This is a genomic window from Fannyhessea sp., from assembly GCF_986145555.1.
Genome location: NZ_CFRCNA010000005.1, coordinates 59,526 through 77,878, shown reverse-complemented (window position 1 = coordinate 77,878; position 18,353 = coordinate 59,526). Strand labels below are relative to the sequence as shown.

The 18,353-nt window shown below is 45.8% G+C and carries 13 protein-coding genes and 3 rRNA genes; all 16 read right to left on the bottom strand.

Annotated features, from left to right (window positions below):
* Positions 1-42 precede the first annotated feature (42 nt).
* Positions 43-158, bottom strand: a 5S ribosomal RNA gene (gene rrf / locus AC5GD6_RS02030).
* Positions 159-258: 100 nt separating this feature from the next.
* A 23S ribosomal RNA gene (locus AC5GD6_RS02025) occupies positions 259-3,193 on the bottom strand.
* 242 nt (positions 3,194-3,435) lie between these two features.
* Positions 3,436-4,951 (bottom strand): 16S ribosomal RNA (locus tag AC5GD6_RS02020).
* Together the 16S, 23S and 5S rRNA genes form the textbook arrangement of a ribosomal RNA operon.
* Before the next feature lie 530 nt (positions 4,952-5,481).
* The gene (locus tag AC5GD6_RS02015; protein ID WP_491846124.1) at positions 5,482-6,936 is read right to left on the bottom strand and encodes a phosphohexomutase domain-containing protein; all 1,455 of its coding nucleotides are present in this window, start codon (positions 6,934-6,936) and stop codon (positions 5,482-5,484) included.
* A 132-nt stretch (positions 6,937-7,068) separates the two neighbouring features.
* On the bottom strand, positions 7,069-7,986 hold the full coding sequence (locus AC5GD6_RS02010; RefSeq protein WP_416454389.1) for a UTP--glucose-1-phosphate uridylyltransferase: 918 nt from the start codon (positions 7,984-7,986) through the stop codon (positions 7,069-7,071).
* A 191-nt stretch (positions 7,987-8,177) separates the two neighbouring features.
* Positions 8,178-8,600 carry a metal-dependent transcriptional regulator gene (locus AC5GD6_RS02005; RefSeq protein WP_010241707.1) on the bottom strand — a complete coding sequence of 141 codons (423 nt, stop codon included), beginning with the start codon at positions 8,598-8,600 and terminating at the stop codon, positions 8,178-8,180.
* 159 nt (positions 8,601-8,759) lie between these two features.
* On the bottom strand, positions 8,760-10,040 hold the full coding sequence (murA, locus tag AC5GD6_RS02000) for a UDP-N-acetylglucosamine 1-carboxyvinyltransferase (protein WP_061103055.1): 1,281 nt from the start codon (positions 10,038-10,040) through the stop codon (positions 8,760-8,762).
* 221 nt (positions 10,041-10,261) lie between these two features.
* The gene (gene atpC / locus AC5GD6_RS01995; RefSeq protein ID WP_006303273.1) at positions 10,262-10,687 is read right to left on the bottom strand and encodes an ATP synthase F1 subunit epsilon; all 426 of its coding nucleotides are present in this window, start codon (positions 10,685-10,687) and stop codon (positions 10,262-10,264) included.
* A gap of 37 nt (positions 10,688-10,724) precedes the next feature.
* Positions 10,725-12,188 (bottom strand): F0F1 ATP synthase subunit beta, encoded by a 1,464-nt coding sequence (gene atpD / locus AC5GD6_RS01990; protein WP_050770500.1) that lies wholly within the window; start codon positions 12,186-12,188, stop codon positions 10,725-10,727.
* Positions 12,189-12,199: 11 nt separating this feature from the next.
* Positions 12,200-13,114, bottom strand: a complete 915-nt coding sequence (atpG, locus tag AC5GD6_RS01985) for an ATP synthase F1 subunit gamma (RefSeq protein WP_276770539.1) — start codon at positions 13,112-13,114, stop codon at positions 12,200-12,202.
* Positions 13,115-13,120: 6 nt separating this feature from the next.
* Positions 13,121-14,776, bottom strand: coding sequence for a F0F1 ATP synthase subunit alpha (atpA, locus tag AC5GD6_RS01980; RefSeq protein WP_311444148.1), 1,656 nt, complete (start codon positions 14,774-14,776; stop codon positions 13,121-13,123).
* The gene (locus tag AC5GD6_RS01975; protein WP_006303277.1) at positions 14,776-15,249 is read right to left on the bottom strand and encodes a F0F1 ATP synthase subunit delta; all 474 of its coding nucleotides are present in this window, start codon (positions 15,247-15,249) and stop codon (positions 14,776-14,778) included. The genes atpA and AC5GD6_RS01975 overlap by 1 nt, the downstream gene beginning before the upstream one ends.
* Complete coding sequence (atpF, locus tag AC5GD6_RS01970; RefSeq protein WP_061103058.1) at positions 15,230-15,868, bottom strand: F0F1 ATP synthase subunit B; 639 nt, start codon at positions 15,866-15,868, stop codon at positions 15,230-15,232. The genes AC5GD6_RS01975 and atpF overlap by 20 nt, the downstream gene beginning before the upstream one ends.
* 13 nt (positions 15,869-15,881) lie before the next feature.
* A complete protein-coding gene (gene atpE / locus AC5GD6_RS01965) occupies positions 15,882-16,076 on the bottom strand; it encodes an ATP synthase F0 subunit C (RefSeq protein WP_006303279.1) in 195 nt (64 codons plus the stop codon).
* An 84-nt stretch (positions 16,077-16,160) separates the two neighbouring features.
* Positions 16,161-16,961 carry a F0F1 ATP synthase subunit A gene (gene atpB, locus AC5GD6_RS01960; protein WP_006303280.1) on the bottom strand — a complete coding sequence of 267 codons (801 nt, stop codon included), beginning with the start codon at positions 16,959-16,961 and terminating at the stop codon, positions 16,161-16,163.
* A 656-nt stretch (positions 16,962-17,617) separates the two neighbouring features.
* Positions 17,618-18,259, bottom strand: coding sequence for a uracil phosphoribosyltransferase (gene upp / locus AC5GD6_RS01955; protein ID WP_006303282.1), 642 nt, complete (start codon positions 18,257-18,259; stop codon positions 17,618-17,620).
* Positions 18,260-18,353: the final 94 nt, after the last annotated feature.

The following is an 18,353-nucleotide window of genomic DNA, read 5'->3' as shown; positions in this document are numbered from 1 at the left end:
CACATCCAACCAAAGACACGCGATATACAAATGTCCCTCGTTGGTCAGCGACGTCCTGCTCTCCCACGGACTAACTCCGCAGTACCATCGGCGCTAGGGGGCTTAACTTCCGGGTTCGGAATGGGACCGGGTGTACCTCCCCTGCCAAAATCGCTGACCAACGAGGGACATTCAATTATCAATCAGAGCACATGAGCATGTACTCTGAGAGCTATACAGCATAACAATTGATTAGAAGACGCATTTGATCTACATTGAATAGAAAAGAGCTCGACCGATTAGTACTTCTCGGCTAAGTGCGTTACCACACGTACACCTGAAGCCTATCACCTTGTTGTCTACAAGGGGTCTTACCAAAAGGAAAACTCATCTTGGGATGGGCTTCCCGCTTAGATGCTTTCAGCGGTTATCCCAACCGGACTCAGCTACCGGGCAATGCTATTGGTTAACAACCCGTACACCGGAGGTCCGTCCACCCCGGTCCTCTCGTACTAGGGGCAGCCTCCCTCAATTTTCCTACGCCCACGGAGGATAGGGACCGAACTGTCTCACGACGTTCTGAACCCAGCTCGCGTACCGCTTTAAATGGCGAACAGCCATACCCTTGGGACCTGCTCCAGCCCCAGGATGCGATGAGCCGACATCGAGGTGCCAAACCTTCCCGTCGATGTGGACTCTTGGGGAAGATCAGCCTGTTATCCCCGGAGTACCTTTTATCCGTTGAGCGACGGCCATTCCACTCTGAGCCGCCGGATCACTAGAACCTGGTTTCCCATCTGCTCGACTTGTTTGTCTCGCAGTTAAGCCTGCTTATGCTCTTGCACTCAAAAGGATGATTGCCGACCATCCTGAGCAGACCTTACGTGCGCCTCCGTTACATTTTAGGAGGCGACCGCCCCAGTCAAACTACCCACCTGACACGGTCCCCTTCCCGGATTACGGCGAAGGGTTAGGATGCCGAAACGTCGAGGGTGGTATTCCAAGGGTGACTCCCTGAAGACTGGCGTCTCCAGTTCACAGTCTCCCACCTATCCTCTACACGACGAACCGGCAGCCAATGTCAAGCTGCAGTAAAGGTTCACGGGGTCTTTCCGTCCTTCCGCGGGTAAGTCGCATCTTCACGACTAGTGCAATTTCACCGGGTCTATGGTTGAGACAGTGTCCAAATCGTTACGCCTTTCGTGCAGGTCGGAACTTACCCGACAAGGAATTTCGCTACCTTAGGACCGTTATAGTTACGGCCGCCGTTTACCGGGGCTTAGATTCGCTGCTTCGCAAATGCTAACAACTCCTCGTGACCTTCCGGCACCGGGCAGGCGTCAGACCCTATACGTCGTCTTACGACTTCAGCAGAGTCCTGTGTTTTTGATAAACAGTCGTTTGGACCTCTTTACTGTGACCACCAAAAGCTCAAAGAGTAAATCTTATCACCTAAGATGGCACCCCTTATCCCGAAGTTACGGGGTTATTTTGCCGAGTTCCTTAACCATAGTTCTCCCGATCGCCTTGGTATGTTCTACCCACCCACCTGTGTCGGTTTGCGGTACGGGCTCCTAGCAACTCCCTAGAGGTTTTTCTCGGAAGTATGGGCTCACTCACTTCGCTCAATCGTTTCGTCCTTCACCTCAGCTTTAATACAAGGCGCATTTCACTACCTTGTAGCCTACGTGATCTCACGGGGACATCCAGAACCCCGCTGAGCTACCCTTCTTCGTCACCCCATTGGTAATAATGTTGCGTCGGAGGTGCAGGAATATCTACCTGCTGTGCATCGACTACGCCTTCCGGCCTTGCCTTAGCTCCCGACTGACCCTGGGAGGATTAGCCTTGCCCAGGAAACCTTGGGTTTACGGCGGAGATGTTTTTCACATCTCTCTCGTTACTCATGCCAGCATTCTCACTTCCGGCCGGTCCACCATGGGTTACCCCACAGCTTCACTCCAGACGGAAAGCTCCTCTACCACTAGTAAAACTAGTCCGTCGCTTCGGTACTATGCTTAGCCCCGTATATTGTCGGCGCATGTTCACTCGACCAGTGAGCTATTACGCACTCTTTAAATGAATGGCTGCTTCTAAGCCAACATCCTGGTTGTCTGAGCAAACGCACATCCTTTGCCACTTAGCATAAATTTGGGGACCTTAGCGGACGGTCTGGGCTGTTTCCCTTTCGAACACACGGCTTAGCCCACATGTTCTGACTCCCGGATTCTAGACCATACGGCATTCGGAGTTTGGTTGATGTTGGTAGGCGGTGAAGCCCCCGCAATCATCCAGTGCTCTACCTCCGCAGGTAAACATCCGAGGCTAGCCCTAAAGCTATTTCGAGGAGAACGAGATATCTCCAAGTTTGATTGGCCTTTCACCCCTATCCACAAGTCATCCCCCCAGTTTTCAACCTAGGTGGGTTCGGCCCTCCACGGGGTCTTACCCCCGCTTCAGCCTGCTCATGGATAGATCACTTGGCTTCGCGTCTACGATGTGCGACTAAAACGCCCAATTAAGACTCGCTGTCGCTTCGGCTCGCTTTTTAGCTTAACCTTGCCACACACCGTAACTCGCTGGCTCATTCTACAAAAGGCACGCTGTCACAAGAAAAATCTTGCTCCAACTGCTTGTAAGCACACGGTTTCAGGTACTATTTCACTCCCCTTCCGGGGTGCTTTTCACCTTTCCCTCACGGTACTGGTTCACTATCGGTCACAGGAGAGTATTTAGGCTTGGAGGGTGGTCCCCCCAGATTCCCACCGGGTTTCACGTGTCCGGCAGTACTCAGGTATCACAAGACAGATTTCTTAGATTCGCGTACGGGGCTTTTACCCTATCTTGCCGGCCTTCCCAGACCGTTTTGCTTCTAAGAAATTTTCTTACTGTACAATTTGTGACCCTACAACCCCACAAGAGCTTTCGCGACCTGTGGTTTGGCCCTTGTCCGCGTTCGCTCGCCACTACTAGCGGAATCTCGTTTGATTTATTTTCCTCTGGGTACTTAGATGTTTCAGTTCCCCAGGTTGTCTCAGATGCGTCTATGTGTTCAACGCACTGTAATAAGAAATGACTCTTATTAGGTTTACCCATTCGGAAATCTACGGATCAAGCGGGTATGTGCCCCTAACCGTAGCTTATCGCAGCTTGTCACGTCCTTCATCGGCTTCCTGTGCCAAGGCATCCACCGTGTGCCCTTACCATCTTATCTATCAATGGTTTGGTACATACATACACTATCAATGATTTCTCATTGATGCGATCAGATGCGATCTTCTTCTTAAATAAGAAAATTATCGTTTGTTACGCTATACAGCTCTCAAGGTACACACAAGGCATTGAGCCCTGAAGACTGAACACTGTAATTGAAGATAAAAGATGATCAGCGAAATTTAACGGCAAGACACACTGTATAAAAGGTAATAACAATCTAGTAGAGCTTATTCTCCCTAGAAAGGAGGTGATCCAGCCGCACCTTCCGGTACGGCTACCTTGTTACGACTTCACCCCCCTTACCCTCCACACCTTCGGCGCCTCCCTCCCTTGCGGGTTAGGCCGACGACTTCGGGTGCAGACGACTCGGGTGGTGTGACGGGCGGTGTGTACAAGGCCCGGGAACGCATTCACCGCGGCGTGCTGATCCGCGATTACTAGCAACTCCGACTTCATGGAGGCGAGTTGCAGCCTCCAATCCGAACTGGGACCGGCTTTAGGGATTCGCTTCTGCTCGCGCAGTAGCAGCCCTCTGTGCCGGCCATTGTAGCACGTGTGCAGCCCAGGACATAAGGGGCATGATGACTTGACGTCGTCCCCACCTTCCTCCGGCTTAACGCCGGCGGTCTCGCATGGGTGCCCGGCCGAACCGCTGGCAACATGCGACAAGGGTTGCGCTCGTTGCGGGACTTAACCCAACATCTCACGACACGAGCTGACGACAGCCATGCACCACCTGTTTAGGCTCCTTTCGGCCACAGTGTTTCCACTGCTTCACCTAAATGTCAAGCCCTGGTAAGGTTCTTCGCGTTGCTTCGAATTAAGCCACATGCTCCGCTGCTTGTGCGGGCCCCCGTCAATTCCTTTGAGTTTTAGTCTTGCGACCGTACTCCCCAGGCGGGACACTTAATGCGTTAGCTGCGGCACGGAAAGTATAATCTCCCCACACCTAGTGTCCATCGTTTACAGCTAGGACTACCAGGGTATCTAATCCTGTTCGCTCCCCTAGCTTTCGCGCCTCAGCGTCAGTCATGGCCCAGAAGACCGCCTTCGCCACCGGTGTTCTTCCAAATATCTGCGCATTTCACCGCTACACTTGGAATTCCATCTTCCCCTACCAGACTCAAGCCTGCCGGTATCAGGAGCGGATAGGGGTTGAGCCCCCAGATTTAACTCCTGACCTAACAGACCGCCTACGCGCGCTTTACGCCCAATGAATCCGGATAACGCTTGCCCCCTACGTATTACCGCGGCTGCTGGCACGTAGTTAGCCGGGGCTTCTTCTGCAGGTACCGTCACCTTGCGGCCTCGTCCCTGCTGAAAGCGGTTTACAACCCGAAGGCCTTCATCCCGCACGCGGCGTCGCTGCATCAGGCTTTCGCCCATTGTGCAAGATTCCCCACTGCTGCCTCCCGTAGGAGTCTGGGCCGTGTCTCAGTCCCAATCTGGCCGGTCGGTCTCTCAACCCGGCTACCCATCATTGCCTTGGTAGGCCACTACCCCACCAACTAGCTAACAGGCCGCGGGCCCATCCTTTGCCGCCGGAGCTTTCCCATATTCGCCATGCGACAAATATGGAGTATCCGGTATTAACCTCGGTTTCCCGAGGCTATCCCAGTGCAAAGGGCAGGTTGCCCACGTGTTACTCAGCCGTTCGCCACTTTATACACATCCGAAGATGCTTTAACCGTTCGACTTGCATGTGTTAGGCGCGCCGCCAGCGTTCATCCTGAGCCAGGATCGAACTCTCCATTCAAAATGAAATAAACTGAATTGCTTCAGTTTTCAATCAAAATTAAGAAGTGTTTATCTTGCTCATATGATCGCTGATCTGGATTCGCTTGGTTCGAAAAAATTGACGTATAAATACTTATATAAATTCGAATTTGCTTAGCTATCTTTTATGATTTCTCAATCACAGTATCCAGTTTTCAAGGTTCAGTGTGCGCTCACAAGACAATGTAGTGTCTGTGCGGCGCGAGGAATTACTATACGCGAAACAATAGGCAATGTGTGCGAGAATTTAAGTCTTCACGTCATCGACACAATTAGGGAGGGAATCCATCAATTATTGGATATGTATTATTGCACTATAGGTGTTATAAGCTGGTCTTTTATAACTTCGAGGGGTAGTTGATATGCAACAGACTTAGAAAACAAGAACTGTTTTATATCAATATATTTAAATCTACACCTTGTTTCTTCATATCATGTACATATTTTAGAAACAATTCTACGGAACTAAGATTGCAAGCCCTCGCCCACCGTACCGCGGACAACATATTTCTAAAGCTTACTTTGGGCAAGCGCATATGCTGCGCGTAAGAGCTCATTTCTCTCGGCTAAATTAGGCGCTTCGGCATAAATACGAACTGTAGGCTGCGTACGAGAAGGACGTAGCATAATCCATGATCCATCGTCAAACGCAAGACGTAAACCATCGGCATGACTTACTGCACAAGGAGTTTTTTGCGCAATACTTGCAGGGTTAACGCCAGGTAGCATGGTAGAAAATGTTTGCATTTTGGCTGGATCGAGGCGTAAATCTTTTCGGATATAGTCCATATTGCCAAGGTCTGAGCTCATCGTGGCAATAATTGTATGAAGCGGTTCGTTTTTCATTTGCAGATAGCGAATTACAAGCAGCGACGCTAAAATGCCATCGCGCCATATACCAAAACCAGGAACACATATACCTGCATATTCATCAGAGGCTAGTAAGACGTCGCCTTCGGTAAGTTCATCGGCAATGCGCGCGTAACCTACGGGCACAATGCTTGTTTCGCAGTTAAGCCGTTCGGCAAGACGGCAGATTCTTACTGAGCTAGCCTGTGTAGTTACCACGCGTCCATGCTCGCCACAAAAGCGTACGAGAAAATCAAGAATACATGGAGCAATAAGGTGAAGCGGCACTTGCTGGGCTTCGTTATCTATTAAGCTAAAACGCATCCCGTCACCATCATAAATAACTGCTACATCAGCCTGCACTGAGCGTAAAGCTTCATAGCTATGTTTAGTCCACGGTTTAATTGGACAGGGATGTACGCCGCCAAAATCATCGCGCGCGTCTTGGCGTGTGGTAATAACTTTACAGCCAAGAGCCTCAAACAATTCGGCAGCAATGCCGCTTGTTGCTCCATGCATATAGTCGAGCACAACGGTAAGTGGACGGTACAAACCATGTGGTGCCATGTTTTTTACAAAGGTAAGAATCTCTTTTTTATAGAGCGAACGCACATCTTGACGCGGGGCATTGCTCGTGTGATCAAGGTCTTCTAAAGCAATTTCGTGATTGGTAAGTGCTGTGATAAACTGTTGCGTTTCATCGGGAATTGCCTGTTCAACAAGGCCGTCAAGCTGAGACCATATGTTAGCAGCAACAAGGCCGCCTCCACGCGCGCGCAACACGACGCCGCCGTAAGTTCCCGCATAATCGGCACCAGAAAGCATAATACCCAGTGCATAAGAGGAATCGCTCATCATAAAACTTATCATGGGAGTTGTTACCGCATAATTCAAAACGCGAACATAAAATCCCTGATCGGCCATCGTCGCAGCTACAACATAGGCAAGCATGCGCGATTGATTTCTGGTATCGTAGCCTACAAGAATAGTTGAGCGAGTTTTTTCAGCCTCATATATACGAGCAAGCGTCAGAGCAACACTATAAAGAGCTTGAGGTGTGAAAGCTTCATCAAAACGAGCATGCCAGCCATTAGATCCAAAATGTACAATATTCATTTCGATTACCTAAAAACGTTCTGGCTGAATTGTTGCAAAATGCACCGATTATAGAGTGTGTTGACATATATAATGCCAAATCTATGATCATGTTCATTGCTGTTTTCATTGCTGTCTTTATCGTACTATCCACTACAGTGCCGATTTTAAAACTGAGAGAGCGTCATCATTAAGAGCCTCAATGAACTTTGGACGAATCTCGGGATTAAGCAGAGCTATACGAGCGTTTGTTGCAGCCCAAGCGGCTGGAGTTCCCGTGTCGCAACCTTCGTTAATGTCGACAACCAGTGCGTACATTTCTTCTTCGGCAAGCACGCGCTCCATAGCATCGGTAAGCTGAATTTCTCCGCCAGCGCCCACGCCTTGAGTTGCAAGCAGCTCCATTACGCGTGGAGTTAGCAAATAACGGCCAACAATAAATAGGTGGCTAGGTGCTTCTTCGGGCTTTGGTTTTTCGACCAAACCAGAAATCTTCCAAACAGCACCCTCTTCATCTGAGGCGGCGCTTTCATAACCTTTAAGCGTGCCCACCTGCTCACCTGCAATGATACCGTACCTGCTTACCTGATCTTGGGGAACACAAGCAACCGCAATAACAGATGCACCTGCATGTTCGTCTGAAATTTGTTTCATGCGCACGCACATTTGACGATCGGGAACAAAATAATCGCCTAACAACACAAAAAAGCGTTCGTCGTTGGTATAGGGTGCCGCGCAATGAACTGCATGACCTAGGCCTAACGGCTTATCTTGATATACAAAGTTTATCGGCAAAGATTCAGATTCTTGCACCATCTGAGCTTCTGCATTCTTTGCACGATCGTTCAAATACCGTTCAAGAATTTCGTTATGTTGGAAATAAGAATCTATCTGAGGCTTTTCGTGAGAATTGATAATAACTACACCGTCAACGTCATCGGGCTCAAGCGCTTCTTCTACGACATATTGAATAACGGGTTTGTTAAGAACCGGCAATAATTCCTTTGGAGTTACTTTAGTAGCAGGTAAAAAGCGAGTACCAAGTCCTGCCGCAGGAATAATGGCCTTCATAGTGGTTCCTTTCTTACACGGTGATTGCACCGATACACAAATGCACGGATAATTTTTATGCCTTATTAGTTTGCATAAAAGAATATGTATGCATAAAAGTTTATACTAACCGTATATCTATTTGATACGGTAGCACAAAACAGACAAAAGTACTAAAGTCCACGAAAGGCTTCTATACCAATAGTTTTCTACTATTCCTCAATAGTTATGCCCTGCTTATCCAAATAGGCAAGCCATCTGTTTTGTGTATCAGTTGAAATAGCATGCTCCATAAGACAAGCTTCGTTATCGGCAATTTCGCTTGTTACACCTAAATCCTGCACCAAAAATGAACGAATCATACGATGGCAACGCCAAATATGAGCAGCATATTCTTTACCTGTAGTGGTTAGCTGAATGCGACCATAACGATTCTGTTCAACATAGCCGTTTTCTTTGAGAACATTTAGTGCTTTATTAACACTTGCTTTTGAAACTTCAAGCTGATCTGCAACATCTTTTGATCGAATCCCATCAAAAGCATTTTCTTCCTGCATGATGCGGTATATAGTTTCTAAATAATCTTCGCTCGCCATGGTTAAGCGATGCCACGCGTTTTCTGTCGTGTTGGACATAATCTCTCTCCCTATGCAATGAATCCCCATCCGATATTGCACACTGTAATACGTCTTTAGGACATGTACCACATATAGTTATTTTATTTCATTGTAATTAAAGATCTGCGTCAGCACACATTTTAATCGCTTAAGGCGCGAATTGTATACATAAAATGCCTACATTTCTTCGTCTGCTACCTGCAACCTTTGAATATGAGCACCCAACTTCTGTAGTTTTGGAACAAAGTTTTCATATCCTCTATCAATATGCTGTATCGCAGAAACCGTAGTGTAACCGTCTGCTACAAGACCCGCCATCACAAGCGCAGCACCTCCGCGCAAATCGGGCGATTTAACATCGGTACCAGAGAAACGAGAAATTCCGTGAATAACGGCATGGTGACCTTCAAGACGAATATCGGCACCCATACGCTGTAGCTCACTTGCAAACATGAAGCGGTTTTCAAATACATTTTCGGTTACAACACAACTGGAATTGCCAAGAGCCAAAAGACAGACGGTTTGCGCCTGCATGTCAGTGGGAAAACCAGGATACGGTAATGTTTGGATATCAACAGAATTGATAGGCTGTTTGCGTTGAACACGTACAAAATCGTTTCCTTGTTCGATAGACAAACCCATCATCTCGTACTTTTTTAATACAAGTGATAAATGCTTAGGATTAAATCCTTTAACTTCAACGGGATCTCCGCATAAACCGCCAAGCGCAATAAATGTTCCTGCTTCGATACGGTCGCCAACTACCTTATGGCATTCAACAGGATGAAGCTCCTCTGACACGCCCTCGATCTCGATAATGGGCGTACCTGCTCCTTTAATTTTTGCACCCATTTCTTGAAGAAAGTTAGCCAAGTCAACAATTTCGGGCTCACGAGCAGCATTTTCAATGGTGGTTACACCTTGCGCATGCACAGAAGCCATCATAAGATTTTCGGTTGCACCAACACTTGGAAATTCCAAAGAAACCAGGGTGCCGCGAAGTCCGTGCTCATCCTTGGCATGAATATTACCGTGGTTAATATCAAAGGTAACTCCCAAGGCTTCTAAACCTAAAATATGCATATCGATTTTTCGAGCACCAATATTGCAGCCGCCTGGCATAGCAACAACAACTTTATGGAAACGAGCAAGAAGAGGTCCTAAAACAGCAGTTGAAGCGCGCATTTGAGCAACAAGATGATAGGGTGCATCCCAACGGTTAATATTGGTTGTATCAATTTCGAGTTCGTGTAAATTTTTTACCGTAATTTTAGCACCTAAATAAGTAAGTACTTTACCCATTACATGTACATCAGAAATATCAGGTACATTGGTAAGCGTGGTAACGCCAGGAGCCAATATAGTTGCAGCCATAAGCTTGAGCGCGGAATTTTTTGCTCCTTCAACAGCCACTTCTCCTGTTATAGGATAGCCGCCTTCAACACGTATGACTTCCATGCTTCCTCCTTGGATATACTCATGTTCAGGTTTTAGTAAGTATCTATGTTTATTTTACTCCCAAAATGCAGCAACTGCACATTTTCCCGCCCGCAAAAAGAAGGTTAAATATGCGTGAAGAAGAATAACAAAAGAGCATTGCATATGCAATGCTCTTAAGCGTTATAAACGTAACTTACGCATATATAAAATGAATGCAACAACAATAAACTAAAGAAATATTAACCCTCTCTTAGTTTTTGTTCTTCCTTTAGAAGCATATTACACCATTTGATTTTTTGTTCGTAATAGGCACTACGATTATCACTGTCATCCAAATTTTCAAGCGCATCAAGTGCTTTTTGTCTGGTTTCAGTAACCACATCGGGATCAATATCATTTGCAAGACGGGCATGGTCGGCAAGAATAATAACACCATCAGGACCGATTTCGGCATAGCCTCCCGATACCACAACGTTATCAGTGCCGCCACCATCTTCATCAAGATGGTGCAGGCGTACAACACCATCACCAAGCGAACAAATCTCGTTTGCATGACCAGGCCACACGCCAAGCTCACCGTTTTTTGTAACCAAAATGAGACTCTTGACGAGACCTTCATATATGAGTTTGTCAGGTCGAACAAATTGGCATGTTAACTCGGCCATTGTGATTGTATCTCCCAATTCGTGTAGTAAAACTTACTTAGTGCGTACTATCTTTCATGGCTTCCGCGCGTCTGCGTACGTCTTCGATAGTTCCCGCGTAACGAAACGCCTGTTCTGGTAAGTCGTCACATTCACCATCAATAATTGCTGCAAACGAACGAACAGTATCCTTTACCGAAACATATTGTCCAGGATTACCAGTAAACTTCTCTGCAACATGGAAGGATTGCGAGAGGAACTGCTGGATTTTACGAGCACGAGCAACAACAAGCTGCTGTTCTTCGGATAACTCGTCCATACCCAAAATTGCAATAATATCTTGCAGATCTGAATACTGCTGCAAAATCTCTTGAACAGCCATAGCAACACGATAGTGTTCTTCACCAACAATAGATGGATCTAGCGCCGAAGACGAGCTTGCAAGTGGATCTACAGCGGGATAAATACCAAGCTCGGTAATGGAACGCGACAAAACGGTTGTAGCATCGAGGTGCGTAAACGTTGTTGCAGGCGCAGGGTCTGTTAAGTCGTCAGCAGGAACATATACAGCCTGTACCGATGTAATGGAACCTTCTTTTGTAGAGGTAATACGCTCTTGAAGGTCTCCCATCTCGGTTGCAAGCGTAGGCTGATAACCTACTGCAGATGGCATACGTCCTAACAATGCAGAAACTTCTGATCCAGCTTGAGAAAAGCGGAAGATGTTATCAATAAAGAGCAGAACATCTTGACCTTGGTCGCGGAAATATTCTGCAGTTGTAAGACCTGCAAGACCGACGCGTAAACGTGCTCCAGGTGGCTCATTCATCTGTCCATAGACCAAACAAGTTTTATTAATAACGCCCGATTCGGTCATTTCTAGATAGAGATCGGTACCCTCACGAGTACGCTCGCCAACGCCCGTAAACACTGAAGTACCGCCGTGCTCTTGAGCAAGGTTATTGATCAATTCCTGAATTAAAACAGTTTTACCAACACCAGCACCACCAAACAAACCAGTCTTTCCACCACGAACATAAGGCTCAAGTAAGTCGATGGACTTAATGCCTGTTTCAAAAATTTCGGTTTGAGTGGTTAACTCATCAAATGCAGGCGCTGGATGATGAATAGGATAATAATCAACGTCGGAAGGAATGCCCTTACCATCAACTGGCTCACCCATAACATTCCACACGCGACCCAACGTAGACTTACCTACGGGCATCATCATAGGATGACCCGTATCATGTACTTTAAGGCCACGTTGTAAACCATCGGTAGACGACATAGCAACGGTACGTACCACGCCTCCAGGAAGCTGTGATTCTACTTCCAAGATGGTTTTGACACGACCTTGTGGCGTTTGAGCGTCAACTTTAAGCGCTGTATAAATGTTAGGGAGATCCTTTGAGAATTTAACATCTACAACAGGCCCTACAATACGAACAATAACACCTTCACCAACACTGCGGTTATGCTGATTGCGTGCAGCATTCTCTAAAAGCGTATGTTCAGCGTTCATAACTTGTTCCATTAGTTGTCCTCCAATGCGGAAGCACCACCGATAATTTCATTGAGCTCAGTTGTAATAGCTCCTTGGCGCTCACGATTATACGTGCGCGACAAACTGTTAAGCATGTCTTGAGCACTATCTGTAGCTGATTGCATGGCTCGACGTCTGGCACCATGTTCGGCAGCAGCGCTATCAAGCAATGCATGAAAGATAACCGTTTTAAGATAGGCTGGCATTAAATCATGAAGCACAACCTGTGCAGAAGGTTCAAAGTCATACAAGGTATACGGCTGTGGTTTTACCGTAGATACTGCCTTTTCAACGCGGGGCTGGTTAGGCATGCGTAAACGCTCACGGCTAACAGGTAAAAGTTCCTCGTACACTGGAACCTGATCAACACGGTTTTTAGCATGCCAATACATAAGCATAACACGGTCTATGCTTTGCTCGATATAGCCATTCATCACAAACGAAGCAATACGATCGGCCTCATCGCTTGTTGGTTCAGAAGAAATCCCCACAAATGAAACGTCGGGTTTGACACCGCGAAACGTAAAATACTCGGTTGGCTTTCTACCACAGGTAATAAGTGATGTGCCTATCCCCTTTGCATGAAGAGCCTTCATACGATGCTCAACTTCATGCTGAAGTTGTAAATTAAAACCTCCAGCCAAGCCACGATCAGATGCTATAAGGATAAAAAGAACGTTCTTTTCTTCTTCATGAGTAGCCAACAGTGGCTGCGCCGTGTCAAAATGAGCACATGCGACATGAGAGAGCATGTTGGTAATAGCGTCCTTATATGCAGCAGCAGCCTCGGCATTTGCAAGCGCATGCTGAATACGCGCCGTTGAAATCATCGACATCGTGCGCGTAATCTGCATAGTTGACGTAATTGAATTCATACGCCTTTGTAACTCGCGAAGATTTGCCATAAGACGTTACTCCTGCTCCGCGTTCTGCTCAGCTTCTTCGGCTTGAGCTGTATATTCCGCTTGCTCAATAACGTCTACCGAAACCTCTTTATTAGCATGCTTAAGCATAAACTTCTCTTTGAACTCTGTAAGTGCAGCTTTAATTTGTGCTGCAAGTTCATCGTCAATCTTTTGTGCGACAACTTTTTGACGAATGTCATCGTGCTCAAGTTTCATAAATTTTGCCAGCTCATCTCTAAAGAGAGGAACATGAACAAGGTCGATATCGTCGAGGAAATCTTCCTTAGCAGCATAAATGGTAAGAACCTGATCCGCTACGTCAAGCGCGTGATAGCGTGGTTGCTTAAGCATTTCGGTCATGTGTGCACCATGAGTAAGCTGATACTGTGTGGTGGCGTCCAAATCGGAACCAAATTGCGAGAAAGCTTGCTTTTCACGATAACTTGCCAAATCAAGACGAAGCGTACCTGCAACTTGCTTCATAGATTTAATTTGTGCAGCACCACCTACACGAGAAACGGAAATTCCAACGTCTACAGCAGGACGCTGACCCTGGAAGAAGAGGTTAGATTGCAAATAAATCTGACCATCGGTAATAGAAATTACGTTGGTTGGAATATAAGCCGAAACATCGCCCTCTTGAGTTTCAATGATAGGAAGTGCCGTAAGCGAACCTGCACCACGTGCATCACTAAGTTTGCACGCGCGCTCAAGCAAACGAGAATGCAGATAGAAAATATCACCAGGATATGCCTCACGTCCAGGTGGACGATGCAATGTTAACGACATTTGTCTGTATGCAACAGCTTGCTTTGAGAGATCGTCATATACAACAAGCACATGACCACCAGGGTGGTTTTCATCTGCAGGATTACCGTTTACATCGTTATACATAAAGTACTCACCGATAGCAGCTCCCGACATAGGTGCAATGTATTGCAAAGGAGCCGAATCAGCTGCAGTAGCTGCAACAATAATTGTTTTATCAAGAACACCTTTTTGATGAAGCGTCTCTCGAATAGAAGCAACGGTTGATGCCTTTTGACCAATAGCAACATAAATACAAATCATATCGGTGTTGAGCTGGTTAACAATTGCATCAATAGCGATAGCTGTTTTACCTGTTTTTCTATCACCAATGATAAGCTCACGCTGCCCTCGACCAATTGGAACCATAGCATCAATTGCCAAAAGACCCGTTTGTACTGGTTCGCATACAGGCTGGCGTTCCATAATTCCTGGTGCTTTAAATTCAATTGGACGTTCATGCGTAGTTGGAATTGCGCCCAAACCATCGATAGGAACACCAAGCGGGTTAACCACGCGACCAAGCATAGCGCGGCCAACGGGAATAGACATAACGTGTCCTGTAGTACGACACTCGTCGCCTTCACGAATTGAGTTAACATCGCCAAATAAAACGGCTCCAATTTCGTCTTCGTCTAGGTTTTGTGCAAGACCGTACACACTTTTGCCCGAGGATGAGCTGGTAAACTGCAACAGTTCGCCTGCCATAGCTGCTTTAAGGCCCGAGATATGGGCAATACCATCGCCGACCTCGGTAACAACTGATGCCTGTTGGCGATCTACAGTTGCATTAATTTGTGAGAGTTGACGACGAAGCCCGTCAATTATAAGGTCTGAACTTATTTTGTCAGTCATTACATCTCACTTCCCGTGTACGTTTGAGAAAGTTTCTTTCTAATTGTTGCAAGCTGAGAACGAACAGACGCATCATAGCGATTACCTTTTACCTCAACGATAAGACCACCAATAATGGATTTATCAACACGTTCTACGAGGAACACAGGCGCTTTTACAAGCTTTGACATGTAGTCACAAACTTTATTGCGAAGTTCGTCATCCATAGCAACAGCTGTGGTAACTGTCACGAAAACAGTATTGTCATGCGTATCTAAGATATGCTTATATGCATTTTCTACGTTAGTTACCAAACCAAGATCGTTTGCATCGTACATTGCACGAATAGTTTCAAAAACCTCAGAAGAAAACTTAGCTGCATGCTTCCACTGCACAAGGTCATCATTTAAGCGACCTTCTTTTTGCGCAGCGTCCATCAATGCACGCGCGTATTCCTCAGATTTGCGCTCGTCGCTATGCTTGCTCTTCGTCATGTTTTGCACCTACCTCGTGGAGGTAATGTTCTGCAAGATCTCGTTGTTGTGCTTCACTTAAACTATTTCCGATAATTTTGCCTGCAATTTCTACCGACAAATCAACAACAAAGCCAGAAAGTTCAATCATTGCCTTATGACGCTCTGTGGTAATTGCATCACGTGCTTTCTCGATAAGACCCGAAGCATTACGCTGCGCATCAGCAAGAATATGCTCGCGTTCTTGTTCGGCTTCGCGTTTTGCTGTTGCAATAATTTCGGCAGCTTTAATTTGTGCATCGCCGATTGTTTTAGCGCTTTCTTTACGATCTTGTTCCGCTTTAAGCTTTGCCTCTTCAGCGCTGTCAAGATCGCCTTTAATTTTTAGCTCGCGCTTTTCCATCATTTTTACAATAGAGGGCCACGCAAAACGAGCCATAATAAACCAAACGACTAAGAAAGCTGCAAGTGCCGGCAAAAATTCTGCAGGCTTAGGCAGAAGGATATCTGCTCCACCAGGTGTGGTTGCAAACGCCAAAGTTGCGCCGCACACCGAAGCTCCAAGCATCATCGAAACAGTGACACCTGCAGTTTTGGTAATCAACGAGTGATTGTAAAATTTCATGCCTTTACCTGACATTCTTGGTACATCCTTATTTAACAATAAGAGTTACAACAAAGCCGATCAATGCCAATGCTTCAATAAATGCAGACGCAAGAATGAAGGTGGTAAACAGACGACCTTGTACTTCTGGTTGGCGAGCCATAGATTTCATAGCGCTTGATGCTGCCAAACCAATTCCTCCTGCAGCGCCCAAAACACATACTGCATATCCTAAAACACCCACAGTTCCTCCTTTTTCATTCGTTCTTTTAAGAACGAGTCCACATTAATTGGCGCGCGCATACACACACCAATATGTAATGCCTGACTAATGCTCGGATTCTACCAATTGAATATAGACGGTAGAAAGCAGCGTAAATACATATGCTTGAATTACCGCAACAAGTATTTCAACCATATATATAGCTAACAATACTCCAACCCAAAAAATTGAAGTTGAAGCATTTGCCATTGTCTGAGCGGTAACATCTTGCAGCATGGGCTCGACAAACAGTGCAGCAAGTACTGCAAACGTACCCATAACAACGTGTCCTGCAAACATATTACAAAATAAACGAACAGCCAAAGTAATAAGGCGTAAAAATGTAGAGAACGCTTCGATTATGCCCAAGAGCAACTGTAAAGGAAGTGCAACGCCTTCGGGGGCTAGGCTTTTAATGTAGCCCCACACTCCTTTAAGTTTACAACCAACTACTACAAAATAGCAAAATGAGCAGGTTGCAACAGCAATAGTTACACCCATAGTTCCTGTTCCAGGTTTACAGCCAGGAATAAGACCCATCAAATTATTAAATAACACAAAGAAAAAAACTGTCGCAAGAAAAGGAAAGTGTTTTTTCCACGTTGCACCTAACACACTTTTGCACATGTCATTTCTAACAAAGTCAATAGCGAGTTCAACAAGATTTACAAACCAACCGTGAGGAACAAAACTCTCCGCTTGACGTTTTTTGAACTGAAATATAACAACAACATAGACGATGATTGCAACAAACATCCAAAAAATGTACTGCGTCATACCCCATGAACTTGAACCAAAAACCGTCTGAGCCATAAAACTGTTAATAAGCTCATCCATAGCTTCCGATAAGTTAGACAGCGGATTCATTGTTCACCCCTTTTCCTTTTACCTGCGTATGCTTAAACCTACAACATATATACATTGTCTCAATAAGCCAACATACTACAAATCCGCATACAAGTGCCACACCAAAATAAAGCACCGATGCTAACTCGTATATGTACACAACAAACATGCTTATCACAAGCAATACGAATGAAATTATAGTACTACCAAAAGCCCATGTGCTTCGCTTTTTTACATCGCACGTAGACCGATAACATATTTCAACCACGATAAGGGATGAAAGAGTTACCACAACCGACCATATAAATCCCGCTAAAATTGTTGTAAACTCATCCATATTTGGTCTTTCCCTTATGCAATACGTACGCGTAACACACACTAGTATACAGCCGCGCAAAACATAAATACATATGGCAAGAACCAATTCCTTAACCAAGTTTAGAAAGTCTAGTCTTATCTCTTTAGCTTGTCCATTACCTGAAAGTATCATCACGCATTTGATACAAAATGCGCACATATACACGTATACCTATAATGACATAGGCATTATAGGTATACTTCAAACGTTAATCATTTGACTTAAATGAGCTGGTAATAGGCATAGCAGTTTGTGTTGTTGAGCCAAACCACAACACGATAGATGTCAACAAAACAATATACAACCTGCGTTGTGCCTTTTATTTAGTTCCATAAATACGGTCGCCCGCATCGCCTAAACCAGGAAGAATATAGGCGTGTTCATTAAGTTGACGATCAAGAGCGCACGTAAACAGGCGGACATCCTTATCAAAGTCAAGCGTTGCTTTAACGCCTTCGGGTGCAGACACCAAGGTGAGCGCGCGAATATCTTTTACACCTGCCTCACGCAGAAAATGAATAGCAGCAGTAAGAGAGCCTCCAGTTGCAAGCATAGGATCAACCACTAAGCAGGTACGGTTTTCGATATCCTCGGGGAACTTGCAATAGTACTGATGAGGCTCATGAGTATCGGGGTCTCTATACATACCAACATGACCAACACGTGCTGACGGAGTAAGTTGCAAAATACCATCGACCATTCCCAAACCGGCACGTAAAATTGGAATGATGGCAACTTTTTTGCCCGAAATCTTTTTACAGTGAGCAACCTCTAATGGAGTTTTAACATCAACGTCTTCCAAAGGAAAATCGCGCATAGCTTCATAGCCTTCAAAAATAGCAAGCTCGCTTACCAGCTCGCGAAATTGTTTTGTTGACGTATTTTCATCGCGAAGAAGATGCAATTTATGCTGTACAAGCGGATGATCAATAATCGTAAAACGTTTGCTGTCAAATTCCATGATGCGTCCTTTCTGACGTGCTCTGTGCAAGTGGAAACAAAGCTCCACTTGTTATGATAACCAACTATCAAGCGCGTAAGCTGGCTTTGCAAAC

What these genes read in the sequence shown, in the direction of transcription:
- AC5GD6_RS02015 (WP_491846124.1), bottom strand. Translation starts at nt 6,936, where the DNA reads ATGAATATTGTACATTTTGGATCTAATGGCTGGCATGCTCGTTTTGAT.
- AC5GD6_RS02010 (WP_416454389.1), bottom strand. Translation starts at nt 7,986, where the DNA reads ATGAAGGCCATTATTCCTGCGGCAGGACTTGGTACTCGCTTTTTACCT.
- AC5GD6_RS02005 (WP_010241707.1), bottom strand. Translation starts at nt 8,600, where the DNA reads ATGTCCAACACGACAGAAAACGCGTGGCATCGCTTAACCATGGCGAGC.
- murA (WP_061103055.1), bottom strand. Translation starts at nt 10,040, where the DNA reads ATGGAAGTCATACGTGTTGAAGGCGGCTATCCTATAACAGGAGAAGTG.
- atpC (WP_006303273.1), bottom strand. Translation starts at nt 10,687, where the DNA reads ATGGCCGAGTTAACATGCCAATTTGTTCGACCTGACAAACTCATATAT.
- atpD (WP_050770500.1), bottom strand. Translation starts at nt 12,188, where the DNA reads ATGAACGCTGAACATACGCTTTTAGAGAATGCTGCACGCAATCAGCAT.
- atpG (WP_276770539.1), bottom strand. Translation starts at nt 13,114, where the DNA reads ATGGCAAATCTTCGCGAGTTACAAAGGCGTATGAATTCAATTACGTCA.
- atpA (WP_311444148.1), bottom strand. Translation starts at nt 14,776, where the DNA reads ATGACTGACAAAATAAGTTCAGACCTTATAATTGACGGGCTTCGTCGT.
- AC5GD6_RS01975 (WP_006303277.1), bottom strand. Translation starts at nt 15,249, where the DNA reads ATGACGAAGAGCAAGCATAGCGACGAGCGCAAATCTGAGGAATACGCG.
- atpF (WP_061103058.1), bottom strand. Translation starts at nt 15,868, where the DNA reads ATGTCAGGTAAAGGCATGAAATTTTACAATCACTCGTTGATTACCAAA.
- atpB (WP_006303280.1), bottom strand. Translation starts at nt 16,961, where the DNA reads ATGAATCCGCTGTCTAACTTATCGGAAGCTATGGATGAGCTTATTAAC.
- upp (WP_006303282.1), bottom strand. Translation starts at nt 18,259, where the DNA reads ATGGAATTTGACAGCAAACGTTTTACGATTATTGATCATCCGCTTGTA.